12 protein-coding genes and 4 tRNA genes are annotated in these 15,897 nt (G+C 59.1%); 8 read left to right on the forward strand and 8 right to left on the reverse strand.

Annotated elements, in window-relative coordinates:
* Positions 1–108 precede the first annotated feature (108 nt).
* From ACZ6WW_RS16855 to ACZ6WW_RS16865, 3 genes are all read left to right on the forward strand, one after another.
* Positions 109–184: transfer RNA gene (locus ACZ6WW_RS16855), tRNA-Ala, on the forward strand.
* A 9-nt stretch (positions 185–193) separates the two neighbouring features.
* Positions 194–269: transfer RNA gene (locus tag ACZ6WW_RS16860), tRNA-Glu, on the forward strand.
* Positions 270–299: 30 nt separating this feature from the next.
* Positions 300–376, forward strand: a tRNA-Asp gene (locus ACZ6WW_RS16865).
* Positions 377–449: 73 nt separating this feature from the next.
* On the opposite strand, the gene ACZ6WW_RS16870 is transcribed toward ACZ6WW_RS16865, so the two are convergent.
* Positions 450–929 (reverse strand): DUF1249 domain-containing protein, encoded by a 480-nt coding sequence (locus tag ACZ6WW_RS16870; protein WP_465275228.1) that lies wholly within the window; start codon positions 927–929, stop codon positions 450–452.
* Between the two features lie 27 nt (positions 930–956).
* Complete coding sequence (gene ppsR, locus ACZ6WW_RS16875; protein ID WP_281849415.1) at positions 957–1,772, reverse strand: posphoenolpyruvate synthetase regulatory kinase/phosphorylase PpsR; 816 nt, start codon at positions 1,770–1,772, stop codon at positions 957–959.
* 233 nt (positions 1,773–2,005) lie between these two features.
* On the opposite strand from ppsR, the gene ppsA reads away from it, so the two are divergent.
* From ppsA to ACZ6WW_RS16900, 5 genes are all read left to right on the forward strand, one after another.
* On the forward strand, positions 2,006–4,393 hold the full coding sequence (gene ppsA, locus ACZ6WW_RS16880) for a phosphoenolpyruvate synthase (protein ID WP_465275229.1): 2,388 nt from the start codon (positions 2,006–2,008) through the stop codon (positions 4,391–4,393).
* 257 nt (positions 4,394–4,650) lie between these two features.
* Positions 4,651–5,367, forward strand: a complete 717-nt coding sequence (gene lepB / locus ACZ6WW_RS16885) for a signal peptidase I (RefSeq protein ID WP_465275230.1) — start codon at positions 4,651–4,653, stop codon at positions 5,365–5,367.
* A gap of 77 nt (positions 5,368–5,444) precedes the next feature.
* Positions 5,445–5,534: transfer RNA gene (locus ACZ6WW_RS16890), tRNA-Ser, on the forward strand.
* A gap of 326 nt (positions 5,535–5,860) precedes the next feature.
* Positions 5,861–6,778, forward strand: a complete 918-nt coding sequence (locus ACZ6WW_RS16895; RefSeq protein WP_465275231.1) for a class I SAM-dependent methyltransferase — start codon at positions 5,861–5,863, stop codon at positions 6,776–6,778.
* Positions 6,779–6,811: 33 nt separating this feature from the next.
* Positions 6,812–8,812: a hypothetical protein gene (locus ACZ6WW_RS16900; protein WP_465275232.1), complete on the forward strand. Its 2,001-nt coding sequence runs from the start codon at positions 6,812–6,814 to the stop codon at positions 8,810–8,812.
* A 29-nt stretch (positions 8,813–8,841) separates the two neighbouring features.
* Here the strand turns inward: ACZ6WW_RS16900 and ACZ6WW_RS16905 are convergent, their stop codons facing one another.
* The 6 genes from ACZ6WW_RS16905 to ACZ6WW_RS16930 all read right to left on the reverse strand — a co-directional run bounded on the left by ACZ6WW_RS16905 (position 8,842) and on the right by ACZ6WW_RS16930 (position 15,803).
* Positions 8,842–10,686, reverse strand: a complete 1,845-nt coding sequence (locus ACZ6WW_RS16905) for a DUF6077 domain-containing protein (RefSeq protein ID WP_465275233.1) — start codon at positions 10,684–10,686, stop codon at positions 8,842–8,844.
* Between the two features lie 66 nt (positions 10,687–10,752).
* Positions 10,753–11,157, reverse strand: a complete 405-nt coding sequence (locus ACZ6WW_RS16910; protein ID WP_465275234.1) for a GtrA family protein — start codon at positions 11,155–11,157, stop codon at positions 10,753–10,755.
* Entirely contained in the window at positions 11,154–12,005 is an 852-nt protein-coding gene (locus ACZ6WW_RS16915) for a class I SAM-dependent methyltransferase (protein WP_465275235.1), read from the reverse strand. The genes ACZ6WW_RS16910 and ACZ6WW_RS16915 overlap by 4 nt, the downstream gene beginning before the upstream one ends.
* A gap of 117 nt (positions 12,006–12,122) precedes the next feature.
* On the reverse strand, positions 12,123–14,081 hold the full coding sequence (locus ACZ6WW_RS16920; RefSeq protein WP_465275236.1) for an NAD-dependent epimerase/dehydratase family protein: 1,959 nt from the start codon (positions 14,079–14,081) through the stop codon (positions 12,123–12,125).
* The gene (locus ACZ6WW_RS16925) at positions 14,078–14,992 is read right to left on the reverse strand and encodes a transketolase family protein (RefSeq protein WP_465275237.1); all 915 of its coding nucleotides are present in this window, start codon (positions 14,990–14,992) and stop codon (positions 14,078–14,080) included. The genes ACZ6WW_RS16920 and ACZ6WW_RS16925 overlap by 4 nt, the downstream gene beginning before the upstream one ends.
* Positions 14,973–15,803 carry a transketolase gene (locus ACZ6WW_RS16930; protein ID WP_465275238.1) on the reverse strand — a complete coding sequence of 277 codons (831 nt, stop codon included), beginning with the start codon at positions 15,801–15,803 and terminating at the stop codon, positions 14,973–14,975. The genes ACZ6WW_RS16925 and ACZ6WW_RS16930 overlap by 20 nt, the downstream gene beginning before the upstream one ends.
* Positions 15,804–15,897 lie beyond the last annotated feature (94 nt).

Below are 15,897 nucleotides of genomic sequence, written 5' to 3' on the forward strand. Positions count from 1 at the left end.
TCGCTATCCGCACGCCGGCAACATCGGCGCAAACTTTTTAGAATTTTTTTGTCACGAACCCTTGACGAAATCCCGAACCCCTTTTATTCTTTCGGGCTTCCAGCGGCTGGGGCCATAGCTCAGCTGGGAGAGCGCCTGCATGGCATGCAGGAGGTCGGCGGTTCGATCCCGCCTGGCTCCACCAACTTGAATTGTCCCCATCGTCTAGAGGCCTAGGACATCACCCTTTCACGGTGGCGACCGGGGTTCGAATCCCCGTGGGGACGCCAAGTTGGAGCCACAGTAGCTGGAAGCAATACGGAGCGGTAGTTCAGTCGGTTAGAATGCTGGCCTGTCACGCCGGAGGTCGCGGGTTCGAGTCCCGTCCGCTCCGCCATTAACGAAAAGCCCGCCTAGTGCGGGTTTTTTGTTGTCATTCCTTCCGGAATGACCTTGGTAGTCGCGACAAGCTAGCCGTGGATCTCCGGCTCGGGAACGCGTTCCAGCGTGCCGATCGAATGCCCCTGCTCCGACAGGTATTCCAACCAGCGGGTGAGAAACCCGTTCATACGCAGGCGGTGCTGAAGCACCGTGTGCGCGGGCGCAAAGGGTCCCAATACCTGCCACAGATGCCGTCCCGGATGGCAATGCAGGGCCTCGGCCACATGGGCGTCGGTATACATGCGCAACTGGGCGGACGGCGACGGTTGGCCAGTCTGCTGATCGATAAAGTCGTAGGTGAGCTCGAGTTCCAGCGTATAGGGATGACATTCCTGGATGTGCAGGTGCACGTCCAGGCCGTCGTCCACGCTCGATACGTAACGCCCGGGCGTCAGCTTGTGCGGCGCGAACAGGCGCGCCAGCCGGTGATAATTTTCCGCATAGAGGCCCATCAGGAAACCGAAGCGGCCTGGCAATAGCGCATTGCGGCTGTCCAAAACGACACTCATGGGCGGTATTTCACTCTCAGGCGATAACTAGAACATGGTCCGCTCGATACCGAAGCGGTCGAAAATCTTGCTGGCGATTTCTTCAATGGAGACGTGGGTGGTGTTGAGGCTGGGGATCCCTTCCCGCCGCATCAGCTTTTCAGCCTGTTCCAGCTCCCACCGGCATTGCTGGATCGTCGCATAACGGCTATTGGCGCGTCGCTGTTCGCGGATCTGCGCCAGGCGCTGCGGTTCGATGGTAAGCCCGAACAGGCGGTCTTTGTACTTCAGCAACCGGGCGGGCAGTTCGAGCTTGTCCAGGTCATCGTCGGTCAGGGGATAGTTGGCGGCGCTGACCCCGTAATGCAAGGCCATATACAGACAGGTCGGCGTCTTGCCCGAGCGCGATACCCCGATCAGGATCAGATCCGCCTGCCCGTAGTCGACATCAATGCCGTCGTCATGTGACAGCGCGTAGTTGGTCGCGTTGATACGCGCCTCATACTTTTCGAAGTCGACCAGGCCGTGCGACCGGTTCACCGCACCGGAGCGCTTGGCCCCCAGTTCTTCCTCCAGCGGACCGATAAATGGTGCGAAAACGTCCATCATCAAGGCCCCGCTGGTCGCGACGATGTCGCATAGCGAGCGATCGGCCATGGTATTGACCACGATGGGCTTTTCACCCGTCTGCGCGTAGCGTGTCTTGATACGCAGCGCAGCGGCTTCCGCCTTTTGTGCGTCGTCGATGAATGGGAGGCGGTGCTTGTCGAACTGCACACCCTCGAACTGCGCCAGGATACTGTTGCCGATCGTCTCCGCGGTAATACCAGTGGAGTCGGAGATGAAAAAAACAGTTCGCTGCATGAGTCGTCCTGGGTATTCGAGCGGGTTGTTGGGGAACCATAGCGCAAGCCTGCAGACCTGTCTTTGCTTGACTTTCACCTGACTGGTATTGCGTTGGCTTGGTATCTGGAGCCAATGGTCTTCTTGTGCCGCGCACCATTGGCAGCGGACAATACCAGTTCTTTGCGACCGGTTTTTGCCTTGAAGCCGGTCTCTCAACCGCATCACCCATTAGAGCTCTTAAGGAGACTCCCTTGAACGATTTGGTGCTTTGGCTCGACACGCTGCGCATGACCGACCTTGGAAAGGTCGGCGGCAAAAACGCGTCGCTCGGCGAAATGATCGGCAACCTGGCCAAGCTTGGGGTCTCGGTGCCGGGCGGTTTCGCCACCACCGCCGATGCCTTCCAGCAATACCTGGAAAAGAGCGGCGTGGCCAAGCGTATCCAGGAGCGCCTGACCGGCCTGGATGTCGACGATGTACAGGCGCTGGTGGCCGCGGGCAAGGAAATCCGCGAATGGGTGACGGAAACGCCCCTGCCCGCCGAGCTGGACAAGGCCATCCGCGACGCCTACATCAAGCTTTGCAAGGATGCCGGCGCCGACAATATCGCCGTCGCCGTGCGTTCCTCGGCCACCGCTGAAGACCTGCCTGACGCCTCGTTTGCCGGTCAGCAGGAAACCTTTCTCAACGTGGTCGGCATCGACGATGTGCTGCACAAGGTGAAGGAAGTCTTTGCCTCGCTGTACAACGACCGCGCCATCGCTTATCGCGTGCACCAGGGCTTCAAGCACGAAGACGTGTTCCTTTCTGCTGGCGTGCAGTTGATGGTGCGCTCGGATGTGGGCGCGTCGGGCGTACTGTTTACGCTCGATACCGAGTCGGGCTTCCGCGATGTGGTCTTCGTCACCGGTAGCTACGGCCTGGGCGAAATGGTCGTGCAGGGCGCGGTTAATCCGGACGAGTTCTACGTCTTCAAGCCCACGCTCAAGCTGGGCAAGCCCGCGGTGCTGCGTCGCCAGCTCGGCGCCAAGCAGTTGCGCATGATCTATTCCAGCACGCCGGGCGAACGCGTCAAGACCGAAGACACACCGATCGAACTGCGCAACAAGTTCTGCATTACCGATGCCGACGTCGAGGAACTCTCGCGCCAGGCACTGGTGATCGAGCAGCATTACGGCCGCCCGATGGATATCGAGTGGGCCAAAGACGGCAACACCGGCAAGCTGTACATCGTGCAGGCCCGCCCGGAAACCGTGAAGTCGCGTGGAAACGCGACGCAGCTGGAACGCTTCCACCTCAACGAGAAAGGCAAGGTGCTCGCCGAAGGTCGCGCCATCGGCCAGAAGATCGGCTCCGGCAAGGCACGCGTCGTGCGCAACCTTGACGATATGAGCAAGGTGCAGGCCGGTGATGTGCTGATTGCCGACATGACCGATCCCGACTGGGAGCCGGTGATGAAGCGCGCTTCGGCGATCATCACCAATCGCGGCGGCCGCACGTGTCACGCGGCGATCATCGCGCGCGAGCTCGGCGTTCCGGCGGTGGTCGGCACCGGCAATGCGCTGGAGCTGATCCCTGACGGCAAGGACATCACCGTGTCCTGTGCCGAAGGCGATACCGGCTTTATCTACGAAGGCCTGCTGAAGTTCGATCGCGTCACTGCGGACCTGGGCGATATGCCCGAGGCCCCGCTAAAGATCATGATGAACGTCGCCAACCCGGAGCGCGCCTTCGATTTCGGCATGCTGCCCAATGCCGGCATCGGCCTGGCGCGTCTCGAAATGATCATCGCCAGCCATATCGGCGTGCATCCGAAAGCCTTGCTCGAATACGGCAAGCAGGACGCCGCGACCAAGGCAAAGATCGACGAGCGCATCGCCGGCTATGCCGACCCGGTGAGCTTCTATGTCGACCGCCTGGCCGAAGGCATCGCCACCATCGCCGCCTCGGTGTTTCCCAAGACGGTGATCGTGCGCCTGTCCGACTTCAAGTCGAACGAATACGCCAACCTGCTTGGCGGCGCACGTTACGAGCCGCATGAAGAAAACCCGATGATCGGCTACCGCGGCGCCAGCCGTTACGTCGATTCCGGCTTTGCCGAATCGTTCGGGCTGGAGTGCAAGGCGGTCAAGAAAGTCCGCGAAGTGATGGGCCTGGACAACGTCTGGGTGATGATCCCGTTCGTGCGCACCCTGGGCGAAGGCCGCAAGGTGATCGAAGTGCTGGAAAAGAACGGCCTCAAGCAAGGCGCGAGCGTCGGCGGCGAAGCGGCACTCAAGATCATCATGATGTGCGAAGTACCGTCCAACGCCCTGCTTGCCGATGAGTTCCTGGACATCTTCGACGGCTTCTCGATCGGCTCGAACGACCTGACCCAGCTCACCCTGGGCCTGGACCGCGATTCGAGCATCGTGGCCAACCTGTTCGACGAACGCGACCCGGCGGTGAAGAAGCTGCTGGCGATGGCGATCAAGACGGCGCGCGACAAGGGCAAGTACATCGGCATCTGCGGCCAGGGGCCGTCCGATCATCCAGACCTGGCCGAGTGGTTGATGGAGCAAGGCATCGAGTCGGTGTCCTTGAATCCGGACACGGTGGTGGATACGTGGTTGCGGCTGGCCAAGAAGAAGGCTGGTTGATTGATTCATGATGAAAGGGGGCGGTGGCGACACCGCCCCCTTTTTTGTATCCGCAGAACACCACCCTCGTCATCCCGGCGTAGGCCGGGATCCACTCCTCTACGTGGCAGCTTGCCAAACGTTATCTGACAAGCGCGTACTCAGGAATGGATCCCGGCCTAGGCCGGGATGATGGCTAAGGGAGGTCGAAAGTCATCTGAACTCCCTGTTCCTCTGAGGGTCCCATCTTGCAGCCACCGACGCACAAGGGGATCGCCATGCGTTATCTCACCGGACTGCTGACCCGCAACAAAGGCTTCCTGGCCTTCATGCTCTGCATGTTCGTCTTCCGCAGCGCGGTGGCCGACTGGAACGTGGTACCCACCGGCTCCATGCAGCCGACCATCCGCATCGGCGATCGCATCCTGGTCGACCGCGCGGCCTACGACATCCGTCTGCCGTTCACGCATATCTCGTTGCACAAGGTCGCCGATCCCGCGCGCGGCGATATCGTGGTACTCGATTCGACCGAAGCCAACGAGCGGCTGGTGAAACGCGTCATTGGCGTCCCCGGCGACCAGATTGCGTTACGTGGCAACCGGCTGTACGTCAACGGACAGGCCGCACGCTATTCGTCGATCCATGTCGCCGGCATCGGCGATGACCGCACCGACCCCGCGCATTACGAGCTCGAGCGCACGGGCAGCGCCTCCCGCATCGTTCGCCTTTCGGACTATCGCCCCAGCGTCGGCAGCAATTTCGGCCCGGTTACCGTGCCGGCCGGGCACTACCTGCTGATGGGTGACAACCGCGACAACAGCTATGACTCGCGCTTCCTGGGCTTTGCCGGCCGCGGGGAAATCCTGGGGAGGGCCCGCTACGTGGCCTTCTCGCTCGACCCCGAGCACCACTATCTGCCGAGAAAGGACCGCTTTGGCGCTGCACTGGACGGCGCAGCCCAGCATTCGGGCGCCCACGCCGGGCAGGACCTTTGAGCCGCATCACAACAGTTGTCAGCGTATGGCGGAACGCGTAAAATCGCCGGCTCGCGTCGACCAACGCACACGCTTTTGGAGAGGTGGCAGAGTGGTCGAATGTACCTGACTCGAAATCAGGCGTACGTGTAAGCGTACCGTGGGTTCGAATCCCACCCTCTCCGCCAGAAATAAAAAGCGCCCTTATAGGGCGTTTTTTATTTCTGGCGCTGACGACTGGTAAGAAACCAGCGTGCCCGGCAACTGAAGACTGGACCCGCCCCTCTGCCAGCGCCAAAACGCTATTGATTTCATTGGCTTTATGGTCGGCTCGTCATACCCCGACCAACTCGACCAATGATCAAGAAACGCCCACACGCCTGGCTTACCCGCCGCTCGGATGTCCCTCCGCCTTCGTGGTAAAAGCAAGCGCCTGGAACTCGAGCAATAGTCATTTCACTCGACGTGAAAGACGCTGCTGGGTCATCTCAAAAAGCCTGACGATGTCGAGCACGTGGTCAGGTCAGCCACGCAGAAATCGAACTCGAAACCATCGACACTGGGTCATGCCCCACGACGCGCTTTTTTAATTTGGGCACGCGCTTCCGTCCTGGCGAGGCTTGCGCATACACTCGTCCAGTATCGCAGGAGAAAAAAGATGGCTGGGGAGCAATTCAAGCCTATCTCGATCAAAGCACCTTCAAGCAATCCCTTGCTGTTTTCAGTGCGCTGCATGATCGATTTGCAGATGAAAACCGTCGTTCGGCATCTCCGTCCCGCCATGGCAAAGCTCAAGGGCCAGGTTATCGATGTGGGCGCCGGCGAATCGCCCTGGAAAGAATGGCTGGGCGACGACGCCAGCTATCACGGCCTGGACATCGCGAGTGCCGCGGATTTCGGCATGGAAAGCCATCGTAAGGACGTTACGTATTACGACGGCCGAAAAATGCCGTTTGACGCTCAGAGCTTCGATTCGGCCATCTGCATCGAGGTCCTGGAACATGCTGAAGATCCGATGGAGCTGTTGAACGAGATTTCCCGCATTCTGCGCCCGAACGGCACCCTACTGCTTTCAGTTCCCTGGTCCGCACGGCGTCACCATATTCCCTTTGACTTTCATCGCTTCACCCGGGAGCGGTTGCAGGCCATGCTTGAGGCAAGCGGCTTTCACGACATCTGCATCACCGAACGGGGCTCGGACATAGCCGTGGTGGCGAACAAGCTGGTGGTGATTTCAATGCGCCTGCTCAAGCCCGCAGCCTGGCGGCCGTTACGCATCTTGCCGACGCTGGCCTGCCTGCTCTTCATGCTTCCGCTAACGGCGGCATGGCTGTTGTTCGCACACCTCGCGGAATTTTTTGACCTGGGTGCGAAAGAAGACCCCCTTGGTTATTTCGTATCGGCACGAGCCTCGTCGTGCGCAACACTATAGATGTGAATCCACTCAATTTCTCAGCGACTCCACATGGACAGTAAACTCGTCACGGTCATTGTTTACCTGATCCTGGTCGCACTCGTTGCAGCAAGCTTGCTGCTCTCGCTTTTTCGATCGCTGCCATGGCAGGCCCAGTCCCACGGCAGTGGACGGTGGACTGCGTTGCTTGTTGTGGCCGCCGTGGCTTTCCTCGCACATGCGGCGAGCGCGACCAATCCATACATGGCTGGCGCCGCCATCATCGCCGCAACGCTGACGGCCGCATGGTCCAGGTCAAGCTTCCCGGGAGGCCTCATCACGCGGATCGCTTCGCTCTCTAGCGTGTTTGCGCTGGCGACCGGAATAACCTGGTGGCTACGCGACGGCGCCGCTGCCCGTGCATTCGAGTGGACATGTATCGCAGCACCGTTGGCCATGGCCGGGATCTATCTCCTATGGCGCTCTCCGCAGACAACAAATCCCAGTCGATACCCCGCGCTGTCGTGGGCGCTGTTGCTGCTTTTTCTATCAGCCGGCCTGTTTTTCTTCTTTTCCCCGGTCTTCTATCGAATACCGTTTGCTTCGTTCAACGCCTGGCATCACTGGGGCGCGTACGTGGGCCCTGCGCAACTGATGCATAAGGGTTTGACGCCGCTCTACGATTTTCCATTGCAATACGGTCTCGGCCCGACGACGCTGCTGTCCCTTGGTTGCGGCAGCGATTGCTGGCAGACGATGTACTGGGTCGCCGGCGTCACTGGCCTGATCCACGCCATGGCCTTATTCAGCGCTGCTCGCTTACTGCTGCCCGGATCGAGCTCGCGTATCGCCCATGTACTTTTGGCGGTCACCGTGTTTGCGATGGTTTTCGTGTGGACAGGCAGTCCCTCGCATCTGGGCTCGCCATCCATCACGCCGTCTGTCAGCGGCTTGCGCTTCATGCCCTTGTCGCTATTGCTGCTCACTCTGCTGACGCGGCCACAGGCGGCCCCAAGCTCGGGCCTAACCGTCCTGAGTTTCGCCGCATGGCTCCTCGGCCTCTGGTGGTCTCCCGAAGCGGCTTACCAGACCACGCTGGTTTGGGCCCCCTATTACGTCTGGTCAAGAACCGTCCGTCAGCCCACTACTGCATTGCGCAGAGTTGCCGCATTCAAGGCGACCGCCATCATCATGATCGTGCTGGCGAGCGCCATCGCAGTCCTCGCGGCCATTTATGCCATGAGGTATGGCCAACTTCCCTCGCTGCAGGTCTACCTGATCTACGTGCTGTATCCGCCGGGTGAGATTCCCGTGGACACACGTGGCGTCGTCTGGTTCTTCCTGTTGATCATGCTTGTCGGCCTGTGCGCGCTGTATCGTCAGCTGCGGCGGGAACCCGATTCGCTATCGACAAGCCATATCCTGCTGACCCTGCTGGCGGCCCTGGCGGTTTCCAGTTACTACCTGGGCAGGAGCCACGACAACAACCTGCTCAATATCAGCATCTACTTCGGACTGCTATGCGTGGCGTTGAAGAACATGCCTGCCCAGCGTCCGGAACCTCACTTGGCAACCGCCGTGCTCGCGGCCTTCCTGGCTTACTCCCTCGCCACGAACGGGAGCAACTGGCGACAGATGATCGCCCAGCCTCCCCTGCACCATGAAGACATCGCCACAATCATCTCCAGTTGGCGCTACACCAGCAAGGAAGCGCCATTGCCCGCGGACGCACGCGAGGCAGCGCAGTATATTCAGGCAAATTACGCCGAACCGGTAACCTTGATCGACCCATGGCTGCTGGACGCCTCATCCGATGACTCGGCCTGGAACGCACTGAATGGCCCGGAAAATTATTACTACGTGCCGGCGGCTTTCAGGCAATTGTTCCTGCAGCGAGCCGTCGCCAAACTGCATGGGCCGGGCTGGCTCATCGTGCGAAATTCGCCCGATACGAATCTCTGGGTCGATGATTTCAAGACCGCCTATGCCGAGGGCGAACGCATTCCCTTCGGCGCGTACTACGCGATCAGATTTACATCGCCGCGCTTGTTGACCACCACCCCTGCCAGGTAACGATGGGACAGGTTGGCGCCGACGCTACCTCATATCCTGAGCAATACATGATAGTCACCGGCTACATGATCCGCCCACGCGGGCGACAATTGCAGGTAGCGCCTCACGCTATCGACGTTGCATGCCTGGGGAACAACTATGGCGTTCATGGCCGGCAGCAGTTCTTCGCTGTCCACTCCATGATCCGGAAAGGCGCAACGGGTCAGGTCAGACTGTAGCCGCACGCGTAGAGCGCCCGCTTCAGTGTTTCCCGCGTTGGCAAAAATCAGCGCGGTTTCCTCCGGTCTGGCTGCAATGAACTTCAGATCCGGGCGAAGCAAAGCCAAAGGAATCACTTGATCGGCTGCGCCAAGCACCACCGATTGCTGCGGTAACACAGGCGACAGCGCAGTCACGGTCATCATGTCCGACTGGGCCAACTTGGGCGAAGGCCATCCCAGGCCGACATGGCCAAGCACCGGCGTCTTGATCACCGTCGTCAGGCCAATGACTGCAATAACCGTGAGAGCACCATATTTCATGGCATGACCACGCCGTGCGAACAGCGCTATGCCCCCAGACAGGGCCAACCCGGCCCAGATCGGAATGCTCAGCGCGTATGCCAGGCGCCAGAACGCGCCAGGCATCACAATCCGCATCAAAAGAGTGCTACTCAACGGCAGCACCAACGCCGCGGCCACTAGCAGGGTATAGATGAGAAGTAACCGAATGCGAGCGAATGACCAAAACGCCACGGAGGCGACGACCAGATAAACGGCGTACAACAACGCGGCTTGCCCTGTTAAGACCAGGCCGAGATTACCTGGAACGTCCGACGGCCATCCGCGATACCACGCCGAGGTATCGCCGAGCTTGGGCAATAAGCCAAGCGTTGGAAGCAACGCCACCATGGCCGGTTGTGCAAACGTAGTCAGTGTCAGTACGAACCGCTTCACTTGCGAGGCGGAGCATCGCGCCCACAGAAGGCCCGCCGCTCCCGCAATACCAAGCACGAACGGCACCAGAAAAATTCCCGAACTCGACAGTGCGATTCCGCAACAGGTTATCCCGTGCAGGCGCAGCAGATCGGCACGCCGGCCTTCCATCGCGAATCTAAGCGAATGGAGTAGCGCCAGCGGCAATAACAACTCAACCAGAATGCATTTCCCCTGCCAGCTTCTCATCAAGGTGAAATATCCCCAGTCCCGATGAGCGTCACCAGCCATTAATAGAAACAGGACTGCGGTGAAGGCAGCTATCACCGCTGATCGCAGGGAAAGACCAAGCGCGCGAAAAACACCAAAGTAAGCCAACGGCAGCAGAAAATTGACCAGCGCTGGCAGCAGGATATAGATAGCGGTCGTCTGCCGGATGCCCAATGCTGCAGCGACAAGTGCGGTACTGACTTCTATCGAGGTAAATGAATGGAAGGGTGAGATCGGTGGCAGGCCGGGTACATCATGCGTCGTATCGCCTTCAGCGAAAGGCTTATCAAGCTGGGTGACAGCCACCAATGCCCGGTGAGAAAAAGAAATATCGTCAGCATCAGGTACATTGGTGAACAGACAGGCAGCCACGGTCACAAGGCACAAGAGCAGCAGCGGCATGCCCCAGCGCAGCATGGACGAATCGAAAGAGCCCACTCGCCATCCAGATCGCTGGCGCAAAAACATCCCAGCGCCGACGCCCGCACAGATCACGACGGCGGGATACCACCACCACGCTTCCAATCGCCAAAGGAACACAACCCAGTAAGCGACTGTGAAGACGACGCCGCATGCGACCGCTGCGTCGCAAAGCCATCCTGCCGCCTCGTCGAGGTGCGTCGACGAGGCGGCTTGACGGGCATGATTCGCGCCCCCGTTATTGGAACGTGTCATGTCACCGGTCAGCATGGTCTGGGCATCCGGCATACATAGGCAACAAGGCGACCGACATCGCGCACCCCATTGAAAAAAACATCATTCAGCAATTTTCTTTCGCTCTGGAAAAACGAAGGAGGACATCAGGTAAAACGAGAGCAGTGCCATCACCGGCGTCAACACAATCTGCCCGACGATCTTTCCCGCACCTGCCGCCATCAATCCTCTGAGCAATGCGTAGTTGCAGCAGAACAGGAAGAGATACGCCAGTGCGAACCTGGGAAATCTCGCCAACTTGCCGTCGAGAAATACCAGGCGTCCGGTGGTGACGAAGTTAAAAAAAATACCCGCGACATTACCACCGATAATAGCAACGGAAATTGGCATGCCAAGCATGATCAGGCCGGTATATATCGCCAGGCCGAACAGCGTATTCAACAAACCCACGACCAGAAATCTGACCACGAGCAGGCGACGAGCAGCGGCCAGGCGCCTGGCAATCATTGTGGCTTAAAGCCAAAGGCGACTAGATTTCCGACATTCATGGAAAGCTTTGCCTTGCCTACGTGAGTGATTGCCAGCGAGTTCAGTACCCACTTCTTCAAAAACCCGGGTATCGGCAACAGGCGCGCCCAATACGATGCGTTATAGCGATTGGCAAACGGTGCTACCGACTCGCTTTCGTATCCGGTTCTGCGCAGCAATTCGATCACGCTTCGCGGTGAAAACAGCTGCATGTGCTCCACATCGACAATCGGCGAGCGGCGCCCAAGCAGGCGATTGATATGGGCATCGCAATCATGCACCACGACCGCAAAGGCACCGCCGGGCCTTAGCAAGGCATACGCAGCCTCGGCCACCTCACGCGGATCATGAACATGCTCCATGGTCATGAAGCAGCAAATGAGATCAAACGACTCATCAGCATAATCGCCGCGATGGAATATCCCTTCGCGGATATACGGCCGCACGTCGTCCGCGGCGGCTTCAATGGCGGCAGGCGACGGCTCCACGCCGGCCACCTGCTCGAAGCCGCGTTTCAGCAAGCCGCTGAGGAACACGCCCGTACCGGTGCCTATCTCAAGCGCGTGGCCGTGCCGAACCCGTTCAAATACGGGTGCCAGTTCTCGCAGATAAGTCGCCGCCGCATCGGCAGCTTCTTCGGAACTGTCATAGTCGGCGGCGTGATAGGCCTGCTGCAGCGCGTGCCGTGACGGAGGTCGATCGACGTATACGAGTCCGCACTGCTGGCAGCGGACCATCCGATAGTTGAGGAACTCCGGCTGCTTCCTTGATGAGAAACTGAAGCTGTCCAATCGTGAGGCATCGATCTTCTCATCGAAGTACAGCACCGCCTGAGAAGCATCCGCCGTGCAAACCGGACAGTTTCTGTCCGTCCGCGACAAGTCGAACGCCTGACCAGAGTCATTTGTGTGCATAAATGTCCTGAGGGCAGGAGGTCAGCAGATTCAGACAGGCTTGGCGGCCTGCGGTACGACTTCTCCGCCGCGTATCAACGCGGCACGAATCAGTCTCGGCCGCCCCTTTACCTCGATCATGATTTTCCCAATGTATTCGCCGACCAGCCCGATGCCGAACAGGTTCAGTGAGCCGAATGTCAAGATAGCGATCAAAATGGTTGTCGCACCACGCGGCGCGACATCCGGCCACACCAGGCGAAGCACGATCATCACGAGCATGGCGAGCATCGACACGCCCAGCAGGCATAAGCCTGTCGCGGTCAACAAAGCCAGCGGCACGTTGCTAAAGGAGAAAATGCCCTTCTTTGCCCAATCCAGGTTCTTGATCAAGGTATTTGTCGTGCGACCGAACATTCGCTCCGGACGAATATAATTCACGCCTTCCTGGCGAAAGCCGACGTAAGCACGCAAGCCGCGCATGAACAGATCGCGCTCAGGACAGTTAAGCAGCCACTGCACCACCTTGCGGTCCATCAGCGAAAAATCGCCAGCATCGAGCGGTATATTGACGTAGCTGAAAGCGGCAAATACGCGATAGAAGGCTTTATACAGCAAGCCCCAATGCCATGGCATTTCACGCTTGATGCGACGTCCATAAACGACATCGCAACCTTCATTCCACTTCTCAAAGAACTGTTCGATGAGCTCCGGCGGATCCTGCAAATCGCCATCCAGCAAAACCACTGCATCCTTGGAAGACAGCTCCATTCCACTCCTGAAGGCCATCTGGGAGCCGAAGTTGCGCGAGTGGCTGATGCCTATCACGTGCGGATCCCGAGCCGAAATTTCGCGGATGACATCCGCGCTACCATCGGGGCTGCCATCGTTTACAAAAATGATCTCATGGTCCACGCCCAGGCGCACAAAGGTTTCCTTCAGGCGCTGATGCATGATCGGAATGGCCTGTTCGTCCTTGTAGCAGGCGATGATGGCTGAAATGCTGCGCCGCTTGTGGCTGACGGTTTGCTTGGATCGGTCGTGCAAGTCGTCCTTCGAAAGCGTTGCCACCCATTCGGATGCTTTCTTGAGGCCATCGGCCAACGACACCTCGGCGCGCCAGCCCAGCAGTCGCTGTGCCTTTTCCGGATTGGCATACCAGTCCGCCAAATCCCAGGAACGAGCCGCCATGGAGCCAAATTGCGGCTCGGCATCCACGTGGAAAATCTCGCGCGCTTTCTCTGCCAGCTCGGCGATGGTAGTGCAGACACCGGTGCCGATGTTGAAGCTTTCTCCGCGGATGTCCGGGTTCATCTTGACTGCAGCCAACACGAAAGCCGCGCAGACGTCATCGATGTAGACAAAGTCGCGAGATGTGCGTGCATCCACGAACGGCGGCAGGCGCCCAGCCAGTGCCTCGTGCAGCAGGTTGGGAATCAGGCGCGAACCGTCTTCGAGCTGACCATAGACAGAATAGAGCCGCAGACTCACGCATGGAAAGCCGCTCGACTTGCCCAGGTAGCGCAGATACTCCACTGCGGCCAGCTTCGATACGGCATAGTGGCTGTTAGGGTCGCAACGGTCGTCCTCTCCCGGTGCGGCGCTGTTGGTGCCGTATTCGGACGAACTACCAGCGTGCACGTAGGCAGCAATGGAGCGGTCAGCCAATATCGTGGTGAACTTGACGATCGATTGAAGGTTCGTCTCGTAGATCAGACCTGGATCCTGCTCGAAGGAATACGCACCGTACGCGACACAATCGAAAACAGTCTTCGGATCGATCAGATCGACCATGTGCCGGATTGCGGATGCGTCGTTCAGATTGGCCGCAATGATATTTTCATCGGGCACGCCTTCGAGCCGCCAGTTGCGGCCATTGAGCACCACCGCATGAACGTCGGAACGCACGGCAAGAATGCGTCTGAACAGATTCGCGCCGACAAAGCCACCGCCACCCGTCACCAGGATCGGTCCGCGCAGGGCAAGGATCTGAGGGGTAAGCTCGGTCATGTCGGGTTGAGTGCCTGCAAGCTATTTAAGAGATCGGAAGGCAGCAGCCCGGACTGTTCGCGCAAGTACCGCTGCGATCCATACCTGGGGTAGAGATGTTGCCTCGCGCACAGATGGGACAGGCGCGCGGCGATTCCTTCCTGCATCAGCCACAAGCTGAGCTCGGAAGCGGCCCCACCATGGGCGACGTGCTCTTCGGCCACCACCAGTGCCTTCTTTTGGCGAATGTCGTCGAGCAACTCCCCCGGCGGCGGCGAAAGTTTCAAGGGAAGTTCGGCGAGCGCCCACAGCGTGGGCCGCTCATCGGGCGCCAGCGCACTAACTGCCTCTATATAAGTACTGGCCAACGGCCCTACCGCGATGAGCGGTACGCCGCCGCCCTGTACCAGCTTGCGCCACGGCGAATAACCGGGAATGCCGAACCCCGCCGGCGGCTCGCCTCGCCCCAGGCGCACATAGGCGGCCTGAGGACTCTCGCCGGCAAGCCTGACAACGGCGGGCACATCTTCGTCAAATACCGGGATGAAGGCGCGCATATTAGGTAGCGTGAGCAATACGCCGTAATCATCGATGGCGTGATGCGTCGGTCCCATGACGCCATAGCCGTAGCCGCCACCGTTGCCGACAAGTTTCACCGGCAAGCTGTGAAGGCAAATGTCATTCCTGATTTGCTCGAAAGGACGCGCATAGCAGAACGGCGCGATGCTGTAGACCCATGCCTCCAGCCCCTCGCGCGCCATGGCGGCAGCCACCGAGATCATGTTCTGCTCGGCGACGCCAGCATTGATGAAGCGATCGCCCATGGCCTCCCTTAGTGGCTCGAGCGCCATAAAGCCCAGGTCCCCGGTAAGAAAGATCATTTCGGGCCGGGCCGCGCGCGTTACCAGGGCGTCACAAAATTGCTTTCTCATGCCCGTCCAATTCGCTCAGCGCACGCAAATATTCAGCCTCTTTCAGAGGCAGGTAATGCCACTCCATCCGGTTTTCCATAAAGGAAACACCGTTGCCCTTGGTTGTCTCGAGCACGATCAGTTTGAGCTTGCCGGGCTGGACATCAAGCGCCTGCCGGATCGCATCCAGATCGTGGCCCGGTACCGTTTCAACATGAACGTCGAAACCTTTCAGCCGCTCGGCAAGTGGCTCCATCGTCGCCACTTCCGTTGTATGGCCAAAACCCTGCAAGCGATTGTGGTCAATCAGGATGGTGAGATTTTCCAGGCGGTGATGCCGGGCGAATATCAATGCCTCCCAGGTCGAGCCTTCTTGCCACTCCCCATCCGAGGTAAGGCAATAGACGTGGCCGCCACTCTTTTTGAAGCGCTGCGCCAACGCGGTGCCCGCCGCCAGGGAAAGACCATGGCCAAGACTTCCCGTGGCAAAAGAAATATCGGCTATACCATGGGCGGGGGGATGTCCGGCCAACAGCGTATCGTCGCGGTGAAAGCTATTCAAAGCCGACTCGTCCAGCCTGCCGGCACTCCAGAGCGCGACATAAAGGGCGCCTGCCGAATGCCCTTTGGACAGTATGAAGCGATTTTCAGCACCCATGCGCTCGCTGAAAAGCAACGCCAGTGCGTCAATACATGACAGGTTGCCGCCAATGTGGCCAACGCCGCTCTCGTAATGCATCTTAAGCAGGCGCTTACGAATGGCGACCATGCGTTCACCATTCAAACGCCGCGACGTTACGCCCTCCTCCACTTTGGAGCCTACCTGTTCCAAACAACGTCTCCTCCAAAATGATGCTGGGACCTATAGTTCTTTAGGCGGGATTCTAGCCGATAAGGCGAGAGCTCTTGCTCGTGTGCCGAACAGT

This window comes from Dyella sp. NPDC103356 (assembly GCF_055584465.1).